The sequence below is a fragment of the Pseudomonas sp. GW821-FHT11D10 genome, assembly GCF_058808435.1.
The window spans coordinates 661,196-684,679 of sequence record NZ_JBXARR010000002.1 but is presented as its reverse complement, the minus strand read 5'-3'; the positions used below and the strand labels follow the sequence as shown (position 1 = coordinate 684,679).

General features: G+C 57.7%; 22 protein-coding genes. 17 read left to right on the top strand and 5 right to left on the bottom strand.

Annotated elements, in window-relative coordinates; all coding sequences use genetic code 11:
* Positions 1-116 precede the first annotated feature (116 nt).
* The gene (locus tag AC1RT4_RS09545) at positions 117-1,658 is read right to left on the bottom strand and encodes a sensor histidine kinase (protein WP_493085200.1); all 1,542 of its coding nucleotides are present in this window, start codon (positions 1,656-1,658) and stop codon (positions 117-119) included.
* 166 nt (positions 1,659-1,824) lie between these two features.
* Here AC1RT4_RS09545 and AC1RT4_RS09540 point away from each other — a divergent pair, with 166 nt between their 5' ends.
* Positions 1,825-2,541, top strand: coding sequence for a response regulator transcription factor (locus tag AC1RT4_RS09540; RefSeq protein ID WP_493085198.1), 717 nt, complete (start codon positions 1,825-1,827; stop codon positions 2,539-2,541).
* Positions 2,542-2,603: 62 nt separating this feature from the next.
* Here AC1RT4_RS09540 and gyrB read toward each other — a convergent pair whose 3' ends face one another.
* From gyrB to dnaA, 4 genes are read right to left on the bottom strand one after another with little or no spacing between them, the layout of a single operon-like run.
* Positions 2,604-5,021, bottom strand: a complete 2,418-nt coding sequence (gene gyrB / locus AC1RT4_RS09535) for a DNA topoisomerase (ATP-hydrolyzing) subunit B (protein ID WP_011331734.1) — start codon at positions 5,019-5,021, stop codon at positions 2,604-2,606.
* A 5-nt stretch (positions 5,022-5,026) separates the two neighbouring features.
* Positions 5,027-6,130 carry a DNA replication/repair protein RecF gene (gene recF / locus AC1RT4_RS09530; RefSeq protein WP_003220208.1) on the bottom strand — a complete coding sequence of 368 codons (1,104 nt, stop codon included), beginning with the start codon at positions 6,128-6,130 and terminating at the stop codon, positions 5,027-5,029.
* A 14-nt stretch (positions 6,131-6,144) separates the two neighbouring features.
* Complete coding sequence (dnaN, locus tag AC1RT4_RS09525; RefSeq protein ID WP_007954131.1) at positions 6,145-7,248, bottom strand: DNA polymerase III subunit beta; 1,104 nt, start codon at positions 7,246-7,248, stop codon at positions 6,145-6,147.
* A gap of 39 nt (positions 7,249-7,287) precedes the next feature.
* Positions 7,288-8,811 (bottom strand): chromosomal replication initiator protein DnaA, encoded by a 1,524-nt coding sequence (gene dnaA / locus AC1RT4_RS09520; protein ID WP_493085195.1) that lies wholly within the window; start codon positions 8,809-8,811, stop codon positions 7,288-7,290.
* A 567-nt stretch (positions 8,812-9,378) separates the two neighbouring features.
* Here dnaA and rpmH point away from each other — a divergent pair.
* From rpmH to atpG, 16 genes are all read left to right on the top strand, one after another.
* Positions 9,379-9,513 (top strand): 50S ribosomal protein L34, encoded by a 135-nt coding sequence (gene rpmH, locus AC1RT4_RS09515; RefSeq protein WP_003213577.1) that lies wholly within the window; start codon positions 9,379-9,381, stop codon positions 9,511-9,513.
* Between the two features lie 16 nt (positions 9,514-9,529).
* A complete protein-coding gene (gene rnpA / locus AC1RT4_RS09510; RefSeq protein ID WP_493085193.1) occupies positions 9,530-9,931 on the top strand; it encodes a ribonuclease P protein component in 402 nt (133 codons plus the stop codon).
* Positions 9,924-10,169: a membrane protein insertion efficiency factor YidD gene (yidD, locus tag AC1RT4_RS09505; RefSeq protein WP_010465488.1), complete on the top strand. Its 246-nt coding sequence runs from the start codon at positions 9,924-9,926 to the stop codon at positions 10,167-10,169. Before rnpA ends, yidD begins: the two co-directional genes overlap by 8 nt.
* 2 nt (positions 10,170-10,171) lie before the next feature.
* A complete protein-coding gene (yidC, locus tag AC1RT4_RS09500) occupies positions 10,172-11,854 on the top strand; it encodes a membrane protein insertase YidC (protein ID WP_007954136.1) in 1,683 nt (560 codons plus the stop codon).
* An 81-nt stretch (positions 11,855-11,935) separates the two neighbouring features.
* Positions 11,936-13,306 (top strand): tRNA uridine-5-carboxymethylaminomethyl(34) synthesis GTPase MnmE, encoded by a 1,371-nt coding sequence (gene mnmE / locus AC1RT4_RS09495; protein ID WP_493085191.1) that lies wholly within the window; start codon positions 11,936-11,938, stop codon positions 13,304-13,306.
* Between the two features lie 551 nt (positions 13,307-13,857).
* Positions 13,858-15,756, top strand: coding sequence for a tRNA uridine-5-carboxymethylaminomethyl(34) synthesis enzyme MnmG (mnmG, locus tag AC1RT4_RS09490; RefSeq protein WP_103484003.1), 1,899 nt, complete (start codon positions 13,858-13,860; stop codon positions 15,754-15,756).
* Positions 15,753-16,397 (top strand): 16S rRNA (guanine(527)-N(7))-methyltransferase RsmG, encoded by a 645-nt coding sequence (gene rsmG / locus AC1RT4_RS09485; protein WP_007911906.1) that lies wholly within the window; start codon positions 15,753-15,755, stop codon positions 16,395-16,397. The genes mnmG and rsmG overlap by 4 nt, the downstream gene beginning before the upstream one ends.
* A gap of 18 nt (positions 16,398-16,415) precedes the next feature.
* Positions 16,416-17,213 (top strand): ParA family protein, encoded by a 798-nt coding sequence (locus tag AC1RT4_RS09480; protein ID WP_007954142.1) that lies wholly within the window; start codon positions 16,416-16,418, stop codon positions 17,211-17,213.
* A gap of 9 nt (positions 17,214-17,222) precedes the next feature.
* Positions 17,223-18,095 carry a ParB/RepB/Spo0J family partition protein gene (locus AC1RT4_RS09475; RefSeq protein ID WP_007954145.1) on the top strand — a complete coding sequence of 291 codons (873 nt, stop codon included), beginning with the start codon at positions 17,223-17,225 and terminating at the stop codon, positions 18,093-18,095.
* 148 nt (positions 18,096-18,243) lie between these two features.
* Positions 18,244-18,651, top strand: coding sequence for a F0F1 ATP synthase subunit I (locus AC1RT4_RS09470; RefSeq protein WP_493085188.1), 408 nt, complete (start codon positions 18,244-18,246; stop codon positions 18,649-18,651).
* A 16-nt stretch (positions 18,652-18,667) separates the two neighbouring features.
* A complete protein-coding gene (gene atpB / locus AC1RT4_RS09465) occupies positions 18,668-19,537 on the top strand; it encodes a F0F1 ATP synthase subunit A (RefSeq protein WP_007954148.1) in 870 nt (289 codons plus the stop codon).
* 134 nt (positions 19,538-19,671) lie between these two features.
* Positions 19,672-19,929, top strand: coding sequence for a F0F1 ATP synthase subunit C (gene atpE / locus AC1RT4_RS09460; protein WP_003097235.1), 258 nt, complete (start codon positions 19,672-19,674; stop codon positions 19,927-19,929).
* Positions 19,930-19,987: 58 nt separating this feature from the next.
* Positions 19,988-20,458 (top strand): F0F1 ATP synthase subunit B, encoded by a 471-nt coding sequence (locus AC1RT4_RS09455; RefSeq protein WP_007954149.1) that lies wholly within the window; start codon positions 19,988-19,990, stop codon positions 20,456-20,458.
* Positions 20,459-20,470: 12 nt separating this feature from the next.
* Entirely contained in the window at positions 20,471-21,007 is a 537-nt protein-coding gene (locus AC1RT4_RS09450; protein ID WP_007911956.1) for a F0F1 ATP synthase subunit delta, read from the top strand.
* 21 nt (positions 21,008-21,028) lie between these two features.
* Positions 21,029-22,573, top strand: coding sequence for a F0F1 ATP synthase subunit alpha (gene atpA / locus AC1RT4_RS09445; protein ID WP_011336716.1), 1,545 nt, complete (start codon positions 21,029-21,031; stop codon positions 22,571-22,573).
* Between the two features lie 50 nt (positions 22,574-22,623).
* Positions 22,624-23,484 (top strand): F0F1 ATP synthase subunit gamma, encoded by an 861-nt coding sequence (gene atpG, locus AC1RT4_RS09440; RefSeq protein ID WP_007954161.1) that lies wholly within the window; start codon positions 22,624-22,626, stop codon positions 23,482-23,484.

The following is a 23,484-nucleotide window of genomic DNA, read 5'->3' as shown; positions in this document are numbered from 1 at the left end:
CGAATTATCAAATTAAGTGACTGATTTACTTATATATTTCCGAAGCTGATAAAACACCGTAAAAGGTGCATAAGTTTTTTTCGGAAGTAAGGAAACCGGCTGATATAGCCGGTTTTTTATGCCTGCTCTTCGGCGATCAGCGGCAGCTCCAGACGGAACGTCGTGCCTTGATCGACCACGCTCAGGCACTCGATCCGACCGCCATGGTGATCCACCACGGCTTTGACCATCGACAATCCCAAGCCCACGCCGTCGATGCCCTGTGCAGAAGAAAAGCGCCGGTACTGGCTGAACAGGTCGGGCAGTTCCTCCGCAGCGATGCCTTTGCCTTGATCGGTCAGTTCACAACGCAACCAGCCATCGTTGCAGCTGACACGCATGTCGACCGTGGATCCGGCGGGACTGTACTTGATTGCATTTTCCAGCAGGTTGAACAGTGCGCGGGTCAGCAAGCCCTGATCGGCCAGGATCAGGCGCTCGTGTGATTGTTCGTCCATGTCGCTCAAGAGCTCGATGCGTTTTTGCTGGGCGATGGGCAGTGCCTGATCCAGCACGTCCATGACCAGCATCCCGAACAGGCTCGGTTGAAACTGATACGCCTCGGATTCGGCCCGGGCCAGCAGAACGAAGCCGTCGGTGAGTTCCAGCGCCCGCCGAACCTGGCGCTCAATCTGTTCGAACAGCGGCGAATCCGTTCCCGTCTGATGCCGGTGTACCTCGAGCAGGGCAAGAATCGCCGAATGAGGCGCACGCAGGTCATGGGACAGAAAGCGCAACAGCACACCGCGCTGTTCCTCGGCGGCGCGTTCGGCGCTCAGGTCGGTGAGACTCAGGAGCCAGCCGATCGGCAGGTCGCCATCAACCGGCAACAACGCGGCGCGCTCCAGGCGCAGGCTACGTTCCTTGTGATCACGGAACTCCAGCAGAGGCAGCTCGGATAGCGGCGGGCGCGGCTCTGTGGACAACTCCGGATAGCCCAGGCTCGCCAGTTGATTGAGCACATCCTCGCCCACCAGATTGTGATCGAACAGGCTCCTGGCCTTGCGATTGCCCAACAAGACTTGCCCCCGTGGATCGCTGATCAGGGTCGCGACCGGCAGATATTCCAGCCCGTCGGCAATGAATCGGCGGGTATCGCGGGTGCGGCTCATGGCTTGCTCAAGCGCCATGATCTGCCCCTGCAAGCGGTCGGCGCTGGGAAACTGCGCCCGGCGCCGTTCGGGAAAGACTTTCGGTTCACTGTCCAGCCGCGCCAGCTCCCAGCCGAAGTAGGTCAGCACCACACTCAGGCGTCGCCAGTTCCAGATCAAATAACCGAACAACATGCTTAGCACCGCCGGCGTCGGCGACCACCAACGCCTCATCTCCGCCAGCCCCGCACTGGTCAGCAGCACGCAGGCCATCCCGCCCAATGTCAGCCAGAGCGCCAGACGCGGGCGCCATAGCAGCAACCCAAGTACGCACGCGACCAGGGCTACCGAGAGTCCCGCGCCCATCAACGCCGCCGGGTCATGCAAATTGATCTGCGCACGCCAGGAAAGCAGTGCAGTCAGCGGCAACAGCACTAGACTTATCCACACCCACTCGCGCACCAGTTGCCGGAACAATCGCTGAACCTGGCTGGGTACACGACTTTCGTGTCGGCGCTGGTTATTCATGGGAAACAGGGCAGGGCGGGTTGAATGGTTTCATAGGCGGCCGGTCTGAGGACGTAGACCCGAAGAATCATAGCGGCTCACCCCACGGCGTGCCGCTTACTTTCACTGCATGGAGTGAGCCGATCCGGTCGGCACCCATTGCCCGAGCGACAAGGAACCACCGCGTATGCGCGTTGCGATACTGGACGATGAACCCGCCGAACTGCGCCGGGTCGAGCAGACCCTGCAACAAATGGCCGAAGCCGGAGGACAGCCCTGGTCACTGCACAGCTTCGAAAGCGGTGAAGACCTGCTGCGACAGTTGCGCCGGGAGACCTTCGACCTGCTGATCCTCGACTGGCAACTGCCCGACCTCACCGGCCTGGCACTGCTGCGCTGGACCCGCGAACACATGGAAGCTCCGCCGGCCGCCATCATGCTCACCAGCCGCGATGGTGAGAGCGACATCGTCCAGGCCCTGAATGCTGGAGCCGACGATTACGTCAGTAAACCGTTTCGGCCCAATGAACTGAAGGCCCGGGTTGCAGCGGTATTGCGTCGGCACAGCCTGCAACGTAACGCCCCGGCCGAGGTTTTGCGTTTCAACGATCTTGTGTTCGACGATGCCGAACTCACCGTCACCCGCGACGGGAAACCGATCGTCATGACTGAACGTGAGTATCGTCTTGCCCATTGTCTGTTCAGCAACCTCGGCCGACCGCTGTCACGGGATTACCTATATGAAAGGTTCTGGCCCCATGAAGAGATGTCGACATCGCGACCTCTGGACACCCATATCTATCGCCTGCGCAACAAGCTCGGACTGACGGCGGATCGGGGTTGGCAGTTGCTGACGATTTATGGGTATGGATATCGGTTGGAGAGTGTGGCGGCAGGGGAGTGAATCGCAGGCAATAAAAAAGGCCAACGCTTGTGCGTTGGCCTTTTCGTTGGTGCCGACCGGGATCAGAAATCCAGGTTGGACACCGCCAGAGCATTGCTCTCGATGAAGTCACGGCGAGGTTCGACCGCATCACCCATCAGGGTGTTGAAGATCTGGTCTGCGCCGATGGCGTCTTCGATGGTGACTTTCAGCATGCGGCGCACGCTTGGGTCCATGGTGGTTTCCCACAGCTGATCCGGGTTCATTTCGCCCAGACCTTTGTATCGCTGGATGGTGTGGCGCTTGGTGCTTTCGGCCATCAGCCAGTCCAGGGCTTCCTTGAACTCGGTGACCGCTTTCTTGCGCTCGCCACGCTGGATGTACGCGCCTTCGTCGAGCAGAGTGCTCAGTTGAGCGCCGAGGGTGACGACAGTCTTGTAGTCGTTGCTGCCGAAGAAGTCGCGGTTGAAGGTGACGTAGTTCGACAGGCCGTGGGAGATCAGTTCAACCTCTGGCAGCCAAACGCCACGTTCACGGTCTTCACGCAGGCTGGCCTTGTAGACCAGGCCCGACTTCTCGACGGTGCGCAGACGGACTTCGTACTGGGCCAGCCAGTCTTGCATCTTGGCGTGGTCGCCGAGCATTTCCAGGCTGACGGCCGGCAGGTAGATGAAGTGCTCGGTCAGCTCCTGCGGGTACAGGCGGGACAGACGCTTGAGGGTCTTCATCACCATGCGGAAGTCATTCACCAGACGTTCCAGCGCTTCACCGGAAATACCCGGGGCGTCTTCGTTCAGGTGCAGGCTCGCATCTTCCAGGGCCGACTGCGTCATGTACTCTTCCATGGCGTCGTCGTCTTTGATGTATTGCTCTTGCTTGCCTTTCTTCACCTTGTACAGCGGCGGCTGAGCGATGTAGATGTAGCCGCGCTCGATCAGTTCAGGCAACTGACGGAAGAAGAAGGTCAGCAGCAGGGTACGGATGTGCGAACCGTCGACGTCAGCATCGGTCATGATGATGATGTTGTGATAACGCAGCTTGTCGATGTTGTACTCTTCGCGACCGATACCGCAGCCCAGTGCGGTGATCAGGGTGCCCACTTCCTGGGACGAGATCATCTTGTCGAAACGGGCTTTCTCGACGTTGAGGATCTTGCCCTTCAGCGGCAGGATGGCCTGGGTCTTGCGGTTACGTCCCTGCTTGGCAGAGCCGCCCGCGGAGTCACCTTCCACGAGGTACAGTTCGGACAGCGCCGGGTCTTTTTCCTGGCAGTCAGCGAGCTTGCCCGGCAGACCGGCGATGTCCAGCGCGCCTTTGCGACGGGTCATCTCACGGGCCTTGCGCGCCGCTTCACGGGCACGGGCGGCGTCGATCATCTTGCCGACGACCAGTTTGGCTTCGTTCGGGTTTTCCAGCAGGAAGTCGGAGAAGTACTTGCCCATTTCCTGTTCGACCGCGGTCTTCACTTCGGAAGACACCAGCTTGTCTTTGGTCTGGGAGCTGAACTTCGGATCCGGCACTTTCACCGAGATGATCGCGGTCAGGCCTTCACGGGCATCGTCACCGGTGGTGGCGACTTTGTGCTTCTTCGCCAGACCTTCCTGCTCGATGTAGTTGTTCAGGTTACGCGTCAGTGCAGAACGGAAGCCCACCAGGTGGGTGCCGCCGTCGCGCTGCGGAATGTTGTTGGTGAAGCACAACAGGTTCTCGTTGAAGCTGTCGTTCCACTGCAGGGCGATTTCCACGCCGATGCCGTCTTCACGCTGGATGTTGAAGTGGAACACCTGGTTGACCGCAGTCTTGTTGGTGTTCAGGTATTCAACGAACGCACGCAGGCCGCCTTCGTACTTGAACAGCTCTTCCTTGCCGCTGCGCTCGTCCTTGAGGACGATGCCGACACCGGAGTTGAGGAAGGACAGTTCGCGAATACGCTTGGCCAGGATGTCCCAGCTGAAGTGAATATTCTTGAAGGTTTCGCTGGAAGCCTTGAAGTGAATCTGGGTACCGGTGGTTTCGCTGTCGCCAACGATCGCCATCGGTGCCTGAGGCACGCCGTGGACGTAGGTCTGTTCCCAGATCTTGCCGCTGCGGCGAACGGTCAGGACCAGCTCTTCGGACAGCGCGTTCACAACCGAAACACCTACACCGTGCAGACCGCCGGATACCTTGTAGGAGTTGTCGTCGAACTTACCGCCGGCGTGGAGGACGGTCATGATGACCTCGGCGGCGGAAACGCCTTCCTCTTTGTGCACGTCTACCGGGATGCCACGGCCGTTGTCTTTAACGGTGATGGACTCATCCGGGTGGATGATGATGCTGATGTCGTCGCAGTGGCCGGCGAGGGCTTCGTCGATCGAGTTGTCGACCACCTCGAACACCATGTGGTGCAGACCGCTGCCATCGTCGGTGTCACCAATGTACATACCGGGACGTTTGCGCACGGCATCCAGGCCTTTCAGCACTTTAATGCTCGATGAGTCGTACGTATTTTCTTCGCTCAATGCCTTCACTCCCGATGGTCGTGGGTCTGGGTGATACGGCCCTGTTCCACGTGGAACAGAGCGACTGGCGTTTCCGTCTGCCAGCCTTCCCTCAATAATTCGTGATCTACACAGGTGATAAAGACCTGGCAGCGTAAGTCTTCCAGCAAGCGGCACAGCGCGCGACGGTGGCTCTCGTCCAGTTCGGACGGCAAGTCATCCACCAGATAAATACACTGGCCGCGTCGGGCCTGGCTCACCAGATGCCCCTGGGCAATCCGCAACGCACAGACCACCAACTTCTGCTGACCCCGGGACAAGATGTCCGCGGCGTTGTGTGCGCCCAATCTAAGACGCAAGTCAGCCCGTTGTGGCCCGGCCTGGGTATGACCCATTTGCTGGTCCCGTTGCACGGATCCAGCGAGTACAGCGCTCAATTCCCGGTCCTTGTCCCAGCCTCGGTAATAGCTGAGCGTCAAACCTTCGAGCTCAACCAGTTCGCTCAAGGTTTGTTCAAAGACTGGTTTCAAGGCTTTGATGTAAGCGCGGCGGTATTCATCGATTTCAGCGCTGGCCTGGCACAGTTCCCTGTCCCAAACCGCTTGCGAAACGGCGTCAAGTGTACCATGCCGCAGCCAGGAGTTTCTCTGGCGCAAGGCCTTCTGCAAACGCTGCCAGGTCGCCATGAACCGCGGCTCGACGTGGAACACGCCCCAATCGAGGAACTGCCGGCGAATCTTCGGCGCGCCTTCCAGCAGGCGAAAGCTGTCGGGGTTGATCAACTGCAGCGGCAGGATTTCCGCCAGTTGTGCAGCGCTGCGGGCATTCTGACCGTCGATGCGGATCTGGAACTCGCCCTGACGGTCGCGGGATATCCCCAGTGCGCTGTGGCCACCCTCGGCGAGTTCGACCTGACCGAATACGGTGCAGGCAAGCTGCTCATATTGGATGACCGGCAACAGCCGCGTACTACGAAACGAACGGGCAAGCCCCAGCAGGTGAATGGCTTCCAGAACACTGGTTTTGCCGCTGCCGTTGGCGCCGTAAAGAATGTTGATTCGGGGGGAGGGGGAGAAGGTCACCGGGTGCAGATTGCGCACCGCGGTGACCGAGACGCGACTTAGCGACATCCAGAGTCAGCTGATTACAGACGCATCGGCATGACAACGTAAGCCGAATCGTCATTGTCGGACTCTTGCACCAGCGCACTGCTGTTGGAGTCGGACAGGATCAGACGAACCTGCTCGGTGGTCATCACGCCCAGCACGTCGAGCAGATAGCTCACGTTGAAGCCGATTTCCAGGGAGCCGCCGTTGTATTCCACGCCTACTTCTTCTTCCGCTTCTTCCTGCTCCGGGTTGTTGGCCTGGATCTTCAACTGACCGCTGGCCAGTTGCAGACGGATACCGCGGTATTTCTCGTTGGACAGAATCGCGGTACGACTGAACGCTTCGCGCAACGCCTGACGATCGCCCAGTACCAGCTTGTCGCCACCTTTTGGCAGAACGCGCTCGTAGTCCGGGAACTTGCCGTCGACCAGTTTCGAGGTGAAGGTGAATTCGCCAGTGGTCGCACGGATGTGGTGCTGACCCAGGACGATGCTGACGTTACCGTCCGGCTCGGTGAGCAGACGCGCCAGTTCGAGAATGCCTTTACGCGGCACGATCACCTGATGGCGTTCCTGCTGACCGATGTCGGCCTGCATCGAGCACATGGCCAGACGGTGACCGTCGGTAGCCACGGCACGGATCACACCAGTCGACACTTCCAGCAACATACCGTTGAGGTAGTAACGGACGTCCTGTTGGGCCATGGCGAAACTGGTGCGTTCGATCAGGCGACGCAGCTTGCTTTGCTCAAGGCTGGTGGTCAGCGAACCCGGGCCTTCTTCCACAGTCGGGAAATCATTGGCCGGCAGGGTCGACAGGGTGAAACGGCTACGGCCGGCTTTCACCACCAACTTCTGCTCGTCGACCTTGATGTCGATCAGCGCATCGTTCGGCAAGCTCTTGCAGATGTCCATCAGCTTGCGCGCAGGCACGGTAATGGAACCTGTTTCAGCCGGCTCCTCGAGTTGCACGCGACCGACCAGCTCGACTTCCAGGTCGGTACCGGTCAGCGACAGTTGCTGGCCATCGACAACCAGCAGCACGTTGGACAGTACCGGCAAGGTCTGTCGGCGCTCGACGACGCCTGCGACCAGTTGCAGGGGTTTCAACAGGGCTTCGCGTTGAATGGTGAAATGCATGGTCTAGTCCCTTGCCTTAATAAGCTGCGCTGGTGTTCATCAAGTGGTCAGTGTACGCAGCAGGTTCTTGTAGTCCTCGCGGATGTCCGCGTCGGATTCCTTAAGTTCGTTGATCTTGCGGCAGGCGTGCAACACGGTCGTGTGGTCGCGGCCGCCAAACACATCGCCGATTTCCGGCAGGCTGTGGTTGGTCAGTTCCTTGGACAATGCCATGGCCACCTGACGCGGACGAGCGACCGAACGCGAACGGCGCTTGGACAGCAAGTCGGAGATCTTGATCTTGTAGTACTCGGCGACGGTGCGCTGAATGTTATCCACAGAGACCAGTTTGTCCTGCAGCGCCAACAGGTCTTTCAGGGATTCGCGAATCAACTCGATCGTGATGTCGCGGCCCATGAAGTGCGAGTGGGCGATCACGCGTTTCAGCGCGCCTTCCAGCTCACGGACGTTGGAGCGAATACGCTGGGCAATGAAGAACGCCGCATCGTGTGGCAACTCGACTTTGGCCTGGTCGGCCTTTTTCATCAAGATCGCTACGCGGGTTTCCAGTTCCGGCGGCTCGACGGCAACCGTCAGGCCCCAGCCGAAGCGGGATTTGAGGCGCTCTTCAAGGCCTTCGATTTCTTTCGGATAGCGGTCACTCGTGAGAATGACCTGCTGGCCACCTTCAAGCAGGGCGTTGAAGGTGTGGAAAAACTCTTCCTGGGAACGTTCCTTGCGGGCGAAGAACTGAATGTCGTCGATCAGCAAGGCGTCCACCGAGCGGTAGAAACGCTTGAACTCGTTGATCGCGTTCAGTTGCAGCGCCTTGACCATGTCGGCCACGAAACGCTCGGAATGCAGGTACACGACCTTGGCATTCGGGTTCTTCTTTAATAGATGGTTACCCACCGCGTGCATCAAGTGCGTCTTACCCAGACCCACGCCACCATAAAGGAAGAGCGGGTTGTAGCCGTGCTTCGGGTTGTCTGCCACCTGCCAGGCCGCCGCACGGGCGAGCTGGTTGGATTTACCTTCGACGAAATTCTCGAAGGTGAAGGTGCGGTTGAGGTAGCTGGTGTGCTTGAGCGCGCCTTCGACCTGCACGGTGCGCTGTTCGGCGCGCACCGGGGCCTGTTGCGAAGCGGCACCGGCCATCGGATCGAAGCTGTCGCGGGACGGCTCTTCACTGATTTCTTCGGTTTTCTGCGTCGAGCGCTTGGTCGACGCAGGCGTCGGAGCTGGTGCTGGCGCACTGGCCGGCGCGGTATTGGCCTGAGCCTGGGACACTTGTGCAGCAGCCAATGGCGCATTCGGTGCGGCACGCGGCGCCGAACTGCGTTTGCTGCCTATTAATAAGGAGAGCGACGGTGCCAGACCGTTGCCATGCTCATCCAGCAGTTCAAGGACGCGTCCCAGGTACTTTTCGTTGACCCAGTCCAGAACAAAACGGTTCGGTGCGTAGACGCGCAACTCGTCGCCTTCGGCTTCGACCTGTAGTGGACGGATCCAGGTGTTGAATTGTTGGGCAGGCAGCTCTTCGCGCAAAAGCTCCACGCACTGCTGCCAAAGTTCCACTGACACGGATATCCCCTAAGTTGAAAGCCGGTGAGGCAAAAACAAGCGGCCATTGTAGCGGCCAGTCGTCCACTTATCCACATGCAGGTTGCCCGGTGGACATGATTTATCAATGCGTTAAACGCGAAAAAGGCGACCGACGGTGTGTGTATAAGCTCTGTGGATAACCCTATCTGAGCACACTGGACAACTGGGGGCGAAAGTCGGTGGATAACCAGCCTGTGGATAACCACCAGTTCCACACACAGGTTATCCGACAGCGCAGCACAGGCTGAACACGGTTTTCCACTGTAGTTGTCATTCTCTGTACACCGCTTGAAACAAGGCCTTGAGCCAGTTATCCACAGAGAAGGGCGTGCCTAGCTTTTACAAGCTTTACAGAAAAGCTTTAAATAATTCCCTTCTTTATTTTTATCTTTGGCAAACAGGTAATCAGGTCCTGGCAGCTCCGAAGATCTATTTATAAGGAAACGTTGGTTGGAAATTGACCTATTGGCTTGCTTTCTCTAGAATCCCCGGTCTCTTAAAACGGGGGCCATTCCGGCCCGTTGTGGACGAACCAGGTAACACGACATGAAACGTACTTTCCAACCAAGCACTATCAAACGCGCTCGTACCCACGGTTTCCGTGCTCGCATGGCTACCAAGAACGGTCGTGCCGTACTGTCGCGTCGTCGCGCCAAAGGCCGCGCACGTCTGGCAGTTTGATAATCCGGCACTGGAGGTGAGTCAGGACTTCAGTCGGGAAAAGCGTCTGCTTACTCCCCGGCATTTCAAGGTAGTCTTTGACTCCCCTACCGGCAAGGTTCCGGGGAAAAATCTCCTGCTCCTTGCGCGCAACAACGATCTCGATCACCCCCGTCTCGGGCTGGTTATCGGGAAAAAGAGCGTCAAGCTCTCCGTCGAGCGCAATCGCCTCAAACGTCTTATGCGCGAATCGTTTCGCCTGCACCAGGATTCACTGGTCGGCTGGGACATCGTTATCGTCGCGCGCAAAGGTTTGGGTGACGTAGAAAACCCCGAATTGATTCAGCATTTCGGCAAACTCTGGAAACGTCTGGCACGTAACAAGCCGGTACCAGCAGTCAAAACCGAAACTGTAGGGGTAGACAGTCCAGATGCGTAAACTGGCACTCGTTCCGATCCAGTTTTATCGCTACGCCATTAGTCCCCTGATGGCCAGTCACTGTCGTTTCTACCCCAGTTGTTCTTGCTACGCGTATGAAGCCATCGAAAATCATGGCCTTCTGCGCGGTGGCTGGCTGACCTTTCGTCGTTTAGGTCGCTGTCATCCGTGGAATCCCGGTGGTTATGACCCGGTTCCACCTATCCCTACCTCCCGTTCTTCTTCGATGGCCGAGTAATCATGGATATCAAACGCACGATCCTGATCGTCGCCCTGGCAATCGTGTCCTACGTCATGGTCCTTAAATGGAACCAGGACTATGGCCAGGCTGCCCTGCCGACTCAGAATGTTGCTTCCAGTACGACTACATCCGGTTTGCCGGACACCGCCACTGGCAATAATGCTGCTGCCAGTGACGATATTCCGCGCGCCGCAAGCGATACCAGCGCACCTGCCGAAACGCCGGTCGCCGTCAGCAAGGATCTGATCCAGATCAAAACCGACGTGCTCGATCTCGCGATCGATCCACAAGGTGGCGATGTTGCCCAGCTGACCTTGCCGCTGTATCCACGTCGTCAGGATCGTCCGGACGTTCCGTTCCAGCTGTTCGACAACGGTGGCGAACGTACTTATCTGGCACAGAGCGGTCTGATTGGCACCAATGGTCCGGATGCAAACCCGGCCGGTCGTCCGATCTACTCCTCGGAGAAGAAGACTTATCAACTGGCTGACGGTCAGGACCAACTGGTCGTCGACCTGAAGTTCAGCAAGGACGGCGTCAATTACATCAAGCGTTTCACTCTGAAACGTGGCCTGTATGACGTGACCGTCACTTATCTGATCGACAACCAGAGTGCTCAGCCCTGGTCCGGTTCGATGTTTGCCCAGCTGAAACGCGATGCAAGCGCCGATCCTTCGTCGACCACTGCTACCGGTACCGCGACTTACCTGGGCGCCGCCCTGTGGACAAGTTCCGAGCCGTACAAGAAAGTGTCCATGAAGGACATGGACAAAGGTCAGCTCAAGGAAACCGTCACCGGTGGCTGGGTAGCCTGGCTGCAACACTACTTCGTGACTGCATGGGTTGCTCCGAAGGGCGAAAACAACATCGTCCAGACCCGTAAAGACAGCAAAGGCAACTACATCATCGGTTACACCGGTCCTTCGTTGACCGCTGCACCGGGTGCGAAAGTCGAGACCAGCGCTGTTCTTTACGCCGGTCCGAAGAGCCAGGCTGTGCTGAAAGAGTTGTCCCCAGGTCTGGAACTGACTGTCGACTACGGCATTCTGTGGTTCATTGCCCAGCCAATCTTCTGGCTGCTGCAACATATCCACAGCATCGTCGGCAACTGGGGCTGGTCGATCATCTTCCTGACCATGCTGATCAAAGGGATCTTCTTCCCTCTGTCGGCCGCCAGCTACAAGTCGATGGCCCGCATGCGCGCCGTGGCTCCGAAACTGGCTGCACTGAAAGAGCAACATGGCGATGACCGGCAGAAAATGTCGCAAGCCATGATGGAGCTGTACAAGAAAGAGAAGATCAATCCGCTGGGTGGCTGCTTGCCGATCCTGGTGCAGATGCCGGTTTTCCTTTCCCTGTACTGGGTTCTGCTGGAAAGCGTTGAAATGCGCCAGGCGCCTTTCATGCTGTGGATTACCGACCTGTCGATCAAGGATCCGTTCTTCATCCTGCCGATCATCATGGGCGCGACCATGTTCATCCAGCAGCGTCTGAACCCTACACCTCCGGATCCGATGCAGGCCAAGGTGATGAAAATGATGCCAATCATCTTCACCTTCTTCTTCCTGTGGTTCCCGGCGGGTCTGGTGCTGTACTGGGTTGTGAACAACTGCCTGTCGATTGCCCAACAGTGGTACATCACGCGTAAGATCGAAGCGGCGACGAAAAAAGCCGAGGCGTAACTTACTCTGTGGATAACACCACTCAAAACGCCCCCTAGTGGGGCGTTTTGCTATCTGCCATTTTTGTCTGGATACCGGTTTATGAGCGCACCTCGTGAAACCATCGCAGCCGTCGCTACCGCCCAGGGCCGTGGCGGCGTGGGCATCGTTCGAATTTCCGGGCCGCTGGCCAGTGTTGCGGCCAAAGCCATCAGCGGCCGTGAACTGAAACCACGGTTTGCCCACTACGGCCCATTCTTCAGTGACGATCAACAGGTTCTGGATGAAGGTCTGGCGCTGTATTTCCCCGGGCCGAACTCGTTCACCGGCGAAGACGTACTGGAACTGCAGGGTCACGGTGGCCCGATCGTCCTCGACATGTTGCTCAAGCGTTGTCTGGAACTGGGCTGCCGTCTGGCCCGTCCCGGCGAATTTAGCGAACGCGCCTTCCTCAATGACAAACTCGACCTGGCGCAGGCAGAGGCCATTGCCGACCTGATCGAAGCCAGTTCTGCACAGGCCGCACGCAATGCCTTGCGCTCTCTGCAGGGGGCGTTCTCCCAGCGTGTGCATAACCTCACCGAACAGCTGATCGGCCTGAGGATCTATGTCGAAGCGGCTATCGACTTCCCGGAAGAAGAAATCGACTTCCTCGCCGACGGCCACGTCCTGAGCATGCTCGACAAGGTTCGTAACGAGTTATCCACCGTAATGCGCGAAGCCGGGCAAGGCGCATTGCTGCGTGACGGCATGACCGTGGTGATTGCCGGTCGTCCGAATGCCGGCAAATCCAGCCTGCTAAACGCATTGGCCGGTCGTGAAGCCGCCATCGTGACCGAAATTGCCGGCACCACCCGGGACATCCTGCGCGAACATATCCACATCGATGGCATGCCGCTGCATGTTCTGGATACCGCTGGCCTGCGCGATACCGATGACCATGTGGAAAAGATCGGCGTTGAGCGAGCTTTGAAAGCCATTGGCGAAGCTGACCGAGTGCTGCTGGTCGTCGATGCCACTGCACCAGAGGCCGCCAATCCGTTCGCCCTCTGGCCGGAATTCCTTGAAACACGGCCAGATCCGGCGAAGGTCACCCTGATTCGTAACAAGGCTGATCTCACCGGTGAACCCATTGCCCTGGAAGTCAGTGACGATGGCCACGTGACGATCAGTCTGAGCGCCAAATCCGCCGGTGAAGGTCTGGATCTGCTGCGTGATCACCTCAAGGCCTGCATGGGCTATGAACAAACATCGGAAAGCAGCTTCAGCGCACGCCGCCGACACCTCGAAGCCCTGCGTCATGCCAGTGATGCCCTGGAACATGGACGTGCCCAACTGACCTTGGCGGGTGCTGGTGAGCTGTTGGCCGAAGACCTGCGTCAGGCCCAGCAGTCTCTCGGGGAAATCACCGGCGCCTTCAGCTCCGATGATCTGCTGGGACGGATCTTTTCCAGCTTCTGCATCGGTAAATAATCCTTCCGTTGTCCACAGACAGGTCCGTTCGCGACCTGTCTGTCCTCCTTCCTCGTATTTCCTTCCTCCATTGCCGAACAGATTTCTGTTCCTGAGCGGATTTTCCGTGTCCGCGATTCCTTCATTCATCCGATTTCTGTGGATTAAGCCCTGTGAATAACTGCCGCTAAGGGCAGTTGATAACAGGGCCTGAAAACTGAACATAACTGCCACTGTGGATAACCACCTCATTCATCCACAGGCTTACACCGGTTATCCAAGGGCCTCATGGTGACATGGCCACAGGGTTTTGAATCCCTGTACACATTGAAAATAAAGGCCTGTAGAAATCTATCCACAGAAATTATGGGCAGTAAGAATAAGCTTTAAAACAAAGGTTTTATAAATTTCTCTCTTTTTTATTCTTTTAACCGTGAGTTCTCCACAGCTGGTTAAATTTTGTGCAAAGGGTTCTTTAGGAAGGGCGAAGTCCCTATACTTGCCGACCAGGTCCAGAAACCTGATCTCAAACTATTCCTGAATTACCTACTTAAGCAGGCACGAGGTGCGTGGTGGATTTCCCTTCCCGTTTTGAAGTGATCGTCATCGGCGGCGGTCATGCCGGTACCGAGGCAGCACTGGCCTCAGCACGCATGGGTGCAAAAACCCTTCTGCTGACGCATAACGTGGAAACCCTCGGTGCCATGAGTTGCAACCCGGCCATCGGTGGCATTGGCAAAAGCCATCTGGTCAAGGAAATCGACGCCCTCGGCGGCGCGATGGCCATGGCCACCGATCTGGGCGGTATCCAGTTTCGCGTGTTGAACAGCCGCAAAGGCCCGGCCGTACGTGCAACCCGTGCGCAAGCCGACCGGATTTTGTACAAGGCCGCTGTCCGCGAAATTTTGGAAAACCAGCCGAACCTGTGGATATTTCAACAGGCCGCTGACGACCTGATCGTCGAGCAGGAACAAGTACGCGGTGTCGTCACCCAAATGGGACTGCGTTTCTTCGCGGATTCCGTGGTGTTGACCACCGGTACGTTCCTGGGCGGACTTATCCACATAGGTCTGCAGAATTTTTCCGGTGGTCGCGCCGGTGATCCACCATCGATCGCCCTGGCGCATCGTCTGCGTGAACTGCCGCTGCGTGTCGGTCGCCTGAAAACCGGTACGCCACCACGTATCGACGGCAAGTCTGTGGATTTCTCGGTGATGACCGAGCAACCAGGTGATACGCCGATCCCGGTGATGTCGTTCATGGGCAACAAGGAACAACATCCGCGGCAAGTCAGTTGCTGGATCACCCACACCAACGCCCGTACCCACGAAATCATTGCCGCGAACCTCGACCGTTCGCCCATGTATTCCGCTGCAGGCGAAATCGAAGGCATCGGCCCGCGTTATTGCCCGTCGATCGAGGACAAGATTCACCGCTTTGCCGACAAGGAAAGCCATCAGGTGTTCATCGAGCCGGAAGGCCTGACCACCCATGAGCTGTATCCGAACGGGATATCCACAAGCCTGCCGTTCGACGTGCAATTGCAGATCGTGCAATCGATTCGCGGCATGGAAAACGCTCACATCGTGCGTCCGGGCTATGCGATCGAGTACGACTACTTCGATCCGCGCGACCTGAAGTACAGCCTGGAAACCAAAGTCATCGGCGGTCTGTTCTTCGCTGGCCAGATCAACGGCACCACCGGTTACGAAGAAGCCGGCGCCCAGGGTTTGCTCGCCGGTGCCAACGCTGCACTGCGTGCGAAAGGCAAAGAAGCCTGGTGCCCGCGTCGCGATGAAGCGTACATCGGGGTATTGGTCGACGACCTGATTACCCTAGGTACCCAAGAGCCGTACCGCATGTTCACTTCCCGTGCCGAGTACCGCCTGATCCTGCGTGAGGACAACGCCGACCTGCGTCTGACCGAAAAAGGTCGCGAACTGGGTCTGGTCGATGACGCGCGTTGGGCGGCGTTCTGCAAGAAACGCGAAAGCATCGAGCTCGAAGAGCAACGCCTGAAAAGCACCTGGGTTCGTCCGGGCACTCAGCAGGGCGATGCGATTGCCGAGAAATTCGGCACGCCGCTGACTCACGAATACAACCTGCTCAATCTCTTGAGCCGTCCGGAAATCGACTACGCTGGTCTGGTCGAAGTGACCGGGCAGGGCGCCGAAGATCCACAGGTCGCCGAACAGGTCGAGATCAAGACCAAATACGCCGGTTACATCGACCGTCAACAGGACGAAATCGCCCGTCTGCGCGCCAGTGAAGACACGAAACTGCCTGTGGATATCGATTACACCAACATTTCCGGTCTCTCCAAGGAGATCCAGAGCAAGCTTGGCGCGACTCGTCCCGAGACGCTGGGCCAGGCTTCGCGGATCCCGGGTGTGACCCCGGCAGCGATTTCGCTGTTGATGATTCATTTGAAAAAACGCGGCGCGGGCCGTCAGTTGGAGCAAAGCGCTTGAGTTCTAAGGTCACTTCGCAACACGCCGAAGAGTTATCCACAGGAGCCCGCGAGCTCGGTGTCAATCTCACTGAAACCCAGCACGAATTGCTGCTGGGTTATCTGGCCCTGTTGATCAAATGGAACCAGGCCTACAACCTGACCGCCGTTCGCGATCCGGACGAAATGGTTTCCCGTCACTTGCTCGATAGCCTCAGCGTGATGTCGTTCATCGAAAACGGCCGCTGGCTGGATGTCGGCAGCGGCGGCGGCATGCCGGGAATTCCTCTGGCGATCCTGTATCCGGACTCGCAAGTGACCTGCCTGGACAGCAACGGCAAGAAAACCCGCTTCCTGACCCAGGTCAAACTCGAACTCAAACTGGATAACCTGCAAGTTATCCACAGTCGCGTCGAAGCATTCCAGCCTGCACAGCCGTTCAACGGGATCATTTCCCGGGCGTTCAGCAGCATGGAGAACTTCACCAACTGGACTCGCCACCTCGGCGACGCCGATACGCGCTGGCTTGCAATGAAGGGCGTCCATCCGGCCGATGAGCTGGTAGCATTGCCGGCAGACTTCAAACTCGATAGCGAACACGCCCTGGCCGTACCCGGTTGCCAAGGCCAACGCCATCTGCTGATACTGCGCCGCACGGCATGATTGGGAACACAAGCAAGAATGGCTAAGGTATTCGCGATAGCGAACCAGAAGGGCGGTGTGGGCAAGACCACCACCTGCATCAACCTCGCAGCATCCCTGGTCGCGACCAAGCGCCGGGTGCTGTTGATCGATCTCGATCCACAGGGCAACGCCACCATGGGTAGCGGTGTGGATAAACATGGCCTGGAAAACTCGGTCTACGACCTGCTGATCGGCGAATGCGATCTGGCCCAGGCCATGCACTATTCGGAACACGGCGGTTATCAACTGCTGCCGGCCAACCGCGACCTGACGGCGGCCGAAGTGGTGCTGCTGGAAATGCAGATGAAGGAAAGCCGTCTGCGCAGTGCGCTGGCGCCGATCCGTGAAAACTACGATTACATCCTGATCGACTGCCCGCCGTCGCTGTCGATGCTCACACTGAACGCACTGGTCGCTGCTGACGGGGTGATTATCCCCATGCAGTGCGAGTACTTTGCGCTCGAAGGTTTGAGCGACCTTGTGGATAACATCAAGCGCATCGCCGAACTGCTGAATCCGAACCTGAAAGTCGAAGGCCTGCTGCGGACCATGTATGACCCGCGTCTGAGCCTGATGAACGACGTTTCGGCCCAGCTCAAGGAACACTTCGGCGATCAGTTGTACGATACGGTGATCCCACGCAACATCCGTCTGGCCGAAGCGCCAAGCTACGGCATGCCGGCGCTGGCCTACGACAAGCAATCGCGTGGCGCGCTGGCCTATCTGGCCCTGGCGGGCGAGATGGTTCGCCGTCAGCGCAAAAATTCACGCATCGCCGCTGCCCAGCCAACTTAAGGAATCCCCATGGCCGTCAAGAAACGAGGTCTCGGACGAGGACTGGATGCACTGCTGAGCGGTCCGACTGTCAGCGCGCTGGAAGAACAAGCGGCGCAGGCTGACAGCCGTGAGTTGCAGCACCTGCCACTGGACCTGCTGCAGCGCGGCAAGTATCAGCCACGTCGGGACATGGATCCGCAGGCGCTGGAAGAGCTGGCGCAGTCGATCAAGGCCCAGGGCGTGATGCAGCCGATCGTGGTTCGCCCGATTGGTGGTGGTCGTTTTGAAATCATCGCCGGCGAACGTCGCTGGCGCGCCAGTCAGCAGGCCGGCCAGGAAACCATTCCTGCTATGGTTCGCGACGTGCCGGATGAAACCGCGATCGCCATCGCGCTGATCGAGAACATCCAGCGCGAAGACCTGAACCCTATCGAAGAAGCGGTGGCCCTGCAGCGCTTGCAGCAGGAATTCCAGCTCACCCAGCAACAGGTCGCCGAGGCTGTGGGTAAGTCCCGGGTCACCGTGGCCAATCTGTTGCGCCTGATTGCATTGCCGGAAGTCATCAAGACCATGCTGTCCCACGGCGACCTGGAAATGGGTCATGCCCGTGCATTGCTCGGTCTGCCGGACAATCAGCAGGTGGAAGGGGCGCGACATGTTGTCGCACGCGGCCTCACCGTGCGCCAAACCGAGGCACTGGTTCGTCAGTGGTTGAGTGGCAAACCGGAGCCGGTCGAACCGTCCAAACCCGACCCGGATATCGCTCGCCTCGAGCAACGTCTGGCCGAGCGCCTAGGCTCTGCGGTGCAGATCCGCCACGGGAAGAAGGGAAAGGGTCAGTTGGTGATTGGTTACAACTCCCTCGACGAGCTTCAAGGTGTGCTCGCACACATCCGCTGAAACAATTCCTCTTGTAGCGCGCAGTCGGAAATCACTACCTGACAGTTGAATAGGGGCAGAACCGCCCCTATACTCTGCGCGCATTTTGTCGGCACAAATTATGCCAAGTTATTGAATTTCGGCAGCCGACCATTGGAGAGCAATAGTGATGGAAACCCGCAAGCCAAACCGCCTGCCGTTCCATCGCCTGGCGGTTTTTCCGGTGTTAATGGCTCAATTTGTCATTTTGCTCGTTGCCGCTTTGGCGCTCTGGCAATGGCACGGAGTCGTTGCCGGATACTCGGGACTTTGCGGAGGCCTGATAGCCTTGCTGCCCAATGTATATTTCGCTCACAAGGCATTTCGGTTTTCCGGCGCCCGAGCAGCCCAGTCCATCGTCCGGTCTTTCTATGCCGGCGAGGCAGGCAAACTGATTTTGACGGCAGTGCTGTTTGCACTGGTGTTTGCAGGTGTGAAGCCACTGGCGCCGATCGCTGTATTCGGCGCCTTCGTGCTGACTCAGTCGGTCAGCTGGTTCGCTCCCCTGCTGATGAGAACAAGACTTTCGAGACCTTAGGGCGTTTGAGGCAACCATGGCAGAAACAACCGCTTCGGGCTATATCCAGCACCACTTGCAGAACCTGACCTTCGGTCAGCTACCCAACGGCGGCTGGGGCTTTGCCCACACCGCAGCAGAAGCCAAGGAAATGGGCTTCTGGGCTTTCCACGTCGATACCCTCGGCTGGTCGGTCGCGCTGGGTCTGATCTTCGTTCTTCTTTTCCGCATGGCGGCAAAAAAGGCGACTTCCGGTCAGCCGGGTGCACTGCAGAACTTCGTTGAAGTCCTGGTCGAATTCGTCGATGGCAGCGTGAAAGACAGCTTCCATGGCCGTAGCCCGGTGATCGCACCGCTGGCACTGACCATCTTCGTCTGGGTGTTCCTGATGAACGCCGTCGACCTGGTACCGGTCGACTGGATTCCTCAGCTGGCCATCCTGATCTCCGGCGACCACCACATCCCGTTCCGCGCCGTGTCGACTACCGACCCGAACGCGACCCTGGGCATGGCGTTCTCGGTTTTCGCACTGATCATTTTCTATAGCATCAAGGTCAAGGGCCTCGGCGGCTTCATCGGCGAGCTGACCCTGCACCCGTTCGGCAGCAAGAACATCTTCGTTCAGGCCCTGCTGATCCCGGTGAACTTCCTGCTGGAATTCGTGACCCTGATCGCCAAACCGATCTCTCTGGCTCTGCGTCTGTTCGGCAACATGTATGCCGGCGAGCTGGTGTTCATCCTGATCGCTGTGATGTTCGGCAGCGGCCTGCTCTGGCTGAGCGGCCTGGGTGTTGTCCTGCAGTGGGCGTGGGCTGTGTTCCACATCCTGATCATCACCCTGCAGGCGTTCATCTTCATGATGCTGACCATCGTCTACCTGTCGATGGCGCACGAAGAAAACCATTAAGACCAGTCTCGACTAGTCTGATGTCCTTCCCGGTCAAACGGGAAGGGGCTCCTCACGGGGCACCATGAAACGATTTGTTTTACCGCTTTAATCTAAAAAACCTAAACCATACGACGTAAAAGTCGGGAGGAAAGATGGAAACTGTAGTTGGTCTAACCGCTATCGCTGTTGCACTGTTGATCGGCCTGGGCGCACTGGGTACCGCAATTGGTTTCGGCCTGCTGGGCGGCAAGTTCCTGGAAGGCGCAGCGCGTCAGCCAGAAATGGTTCCAATGCTGCAAGTTAAAATGTTCATCGTTGCCGGTCTGCTCGACGCCGTAACCATGATCGGTGTTGGTATCGCTCTGTTCTTCACCTTTGCGAACCCGTTCGTTGGTCAAATCGCTGGCTAATCATTCGGATTTTCCGAGTGATTTGGTGTGATGGACAACGTAACTGCGAGGTGTTGGCGTGAACATTAATGCGACCCTGATTGGCCAGTCCGTTGCGTTCCTGATTTTTGTACTGTTCTGCATGAAGTTCGTATGGCCTCCGGTCATCGCAGCTCTGCACGAACGTCAAAAGAAGATCGCTGATGGTCTGGACGCTGCCAGCCGTGCAGCTCGCGACCTGGAGTTGGCCCAAGAGAAAGCGGGTCAGCAACTGCGCGAAGCGAAAGCTCAGGCAGCTGAAATCATCGAGCAAGCCAAGAAACGCGGTAACCAGATTGTCGAAGAGGCCGTTGAAAAGGCCCGTGTCGACGCTGACCGTGTGAAGGTTCAGGCTCAAGCCGAGATCGAACAGGAACTGAACAGTGTCAAAGACAAGCTGCGCGCCCAAGTGGGCTTGCTGGCTGTCGGCGGCGCCGAGAAGATCCTGGGTGCCACAATCGATCAAAACGCGCACGCAGAGCTGGTTAACCAACTGGCTGCTGAAATCTAAGCGAGGGCGATCATGGCAGAACTGACCACGTTGGCCCGACCTTACGCTAAGGCGGCCTTCGAGCACGCTCAGGCCCACCAGCAACTGGCCAATTGGTCAGCCATGCTCGGCCTGGCTGCAGCGGTGTCACAAGATGACACCATGCAGCGCGTGCTCAAGGCCCCGCGACTGACGAGCGCAGAAAAGGCCGCCACGTTCATTGACGTGTGCGGCGACAAGTTTGATGCCAAGGCACAGAACTTCATCAATGTCGTTGCTGAAAACGACCGTCTCCCGCTTCTGCCGGAGATCGCCGCTCTTTTCGACCTGTACAAGGCCGAACAAGAGAAATCGGTAGACGTTGAAGTGACCAGTGCTTTTGCATTGAACCAAGAACAGCAAGACAAACTCGCCAAGGTTCTCAGTGCACGACTCAACCGGGAAGTGCGCCTGCAAGTTGCGGAGGATGCTGCCCTTATAGGTGGTGTCGTTATCCGCGCCGGCGACCTGGTTATCGATGGCTCGATTCGCGGCAAAATCGCGAAACTTGCCGAAGCATTGAAATCTTGAGTTTGAAGGGGCAGCAGAGCAATGCAGCAACTCAATCCTTCCGAAATAAGTGAAATTATCAAGGGCCGCATCGAAAAGCTCGATGTGACCTCCCAAGCCCGTAACGAAGGCACTGTCGTCAGCGTATCTGACGGTATCGTGCGGATTCACGGTCTGGCCGACGTCATGTACGGCGAGATGATCGAGTTTCCGGGCGGCGTCTACGGTATGGCCCTCAACCTGGAGCAAGACTCCGTAGGTGCCGTTGTACTGGGCGCATACACGACTCTGGCTGAAGGCATGAGCGCCAAGTGCACCGGCCGCATCCTCGAAGTTCCGGTTGGTAAGGAACTGCTGGGTCGCGTTGTCGACGCACTGGGTAACCCTGTTGACGGCAAAGGTCCACTGGGCAACACCGAGACCGACGCGGTCGAGAAAGTTGCTCCGGGCGTGATCTGGCGTAAGTCGGTAGACCAGCCTGTACAGACTGGCTACAAGGCTGTCGATGCCATGATCCCTGTCGGCCGTGGCCAGCGTGAGCTGATCATCGGTGACCGTCAGATCGGTAAAACCGCTCTGGCGATCGACGCGATCATCAACCAGAAAGACAGCGGCATTTTCTGCGTCTACGTGGCAATCGGTCAGAAGCAATCGACCATCGCCAACGTGGTTCGCAAGCTGGAAGAAAACGGTGCACTGGCTAACACCATCATCGTTGCAGCGAGCGCTTCGGAATCTGCAGCACTGCAATTCCTGGCTCCGTACTCCGGTTGCACCATGGGTGAATTCTTCCGCGACCGCGGTGAAGACGCGCTGATCGTTTATGACGATCTGTCCAAGCAAGCAGTGGCTTACCGCCAGATTTCCCTGCTGCTGCGCCGTCCACCAGGCCGTGAAGCTTACCCAGGCGACGTGTTCTATCTCCACTCCCGTCTGCTGGAGCGCGCATCCCGCGTTTCGGAAGAGTACGTAGAGAAGTTCACCAACGGCGCAGTGACCGGCAAAACCGGTTCCCTGACCGCACTGCCGATCATCGAAACCCAGGCTGGCGACGTTTCCGCGTTCGTTCCGACCAACGTGATTTCCATCACCGACGGTCAGATCTTCCTGGAATCGGCCATGTTCAACTCGGGCATCCGCCCTGCAGTGAACGCCGGTGTTTCGGTATCCCGTGTGGGTGGTGCCGCTCAGACCAAGATCATCAAGAAGCTGTCCGGTGGTATCCGTACCGCTCTGGCTCAGTACCGTGAACTGGCGGCATTCGCCCAGTTCGCTTCTGACCTGGACGAAGCGACCCGCAAGCAACTTGAGCATGGTCAGCGCGTTACCGAGCTGATGAAGCAGAAGCAATACGCGCCAATGTCGATCGCCGACATGTCGCTGTCGCTGTATGCCGCTGAGCGTGGGTTCCTGACCGACATCGAAATCACCAAGATCGGCAGCTTCGAACAAGCGCTGATCGCTTTCTTCAACCGCGATCACGCCGATTTGATGGCCAAGATCAACGTTAAAGGTGACTTCAATGACGAAATCGACGCTGGCCTGAAGGCTGGTATCGAGAAGTTCAAGGCCACCCAAACCTGGTAAGCCGCAGCGGGAGCCGCAAGGCTCCCGCTTGCTAACCTGATAGGTGTTACATGGCAGGCGCAAAAGAGATTCGCAGTAAGATTGCGAGCATCAAAAGCACGCAAAAAATTACCAGCGCCATGGAAAAAGTGGCGGTCAGCAAAATGCGCAAGGCACAAATGCGCATGGCTGCTAGCCGTCCTTATGCGGAGCGTATCCGCCAGGTAATTGGGCATCTGGCCAACGCCAACCCGGAATACCGCCACCCGTTCATGATCGATCGCGAAGTAAAGCGCGTCGGTTATGTCGTGGTGAGCAGTGACCGTGGTCTGTGCGGCGGCTTGAACACCAACCTGTTCAAGGCCCTGGTCAAGGACATGGCGGTAAACCGCGAAAACGGCGTCGAGATCGATCTGTGTGTCGTTGGTAGCAAGGGTGCGGCCTTTTTCCGCAACTTCGGCGGTAACGTCGTTGCAGCTATCAGCCACCTGGGTGAAGAGCCGTCGATCAATGATCTGATCGGCAGCGTCAAGGTGATGCTGGATGCCTATCTGGACGGCCGTATTGACCGCCTGTCCGTGGTATCCAACAAGTTCATCAACACCATGACGCAACAGCCTACCGTGGAGCAGTTGATTCCACTGGTGGCGACCCCGGATCAAGAACTCAAGCACCACTGGGACTACCTCTACGAACCAGACGCCAAAGAGCTGCTTGACGGCTTGATGGTGCGTTACGTGGAGTCGCAGGTGTACCAGGCGGTGGTCGAGAACAACGCGGCTGAACAGGCTGCGCGGATGATCGCGATGAAGAACGCTACCGACAACGCCGGTGATTTGATCAGCGATTTGCAGCTGATCTACAACAAGGCGCGTCAGGCTGCGATCACCCAAGAGATCTCGGAAATCGTCGGCGGCGCTGCCGCGGTTTAA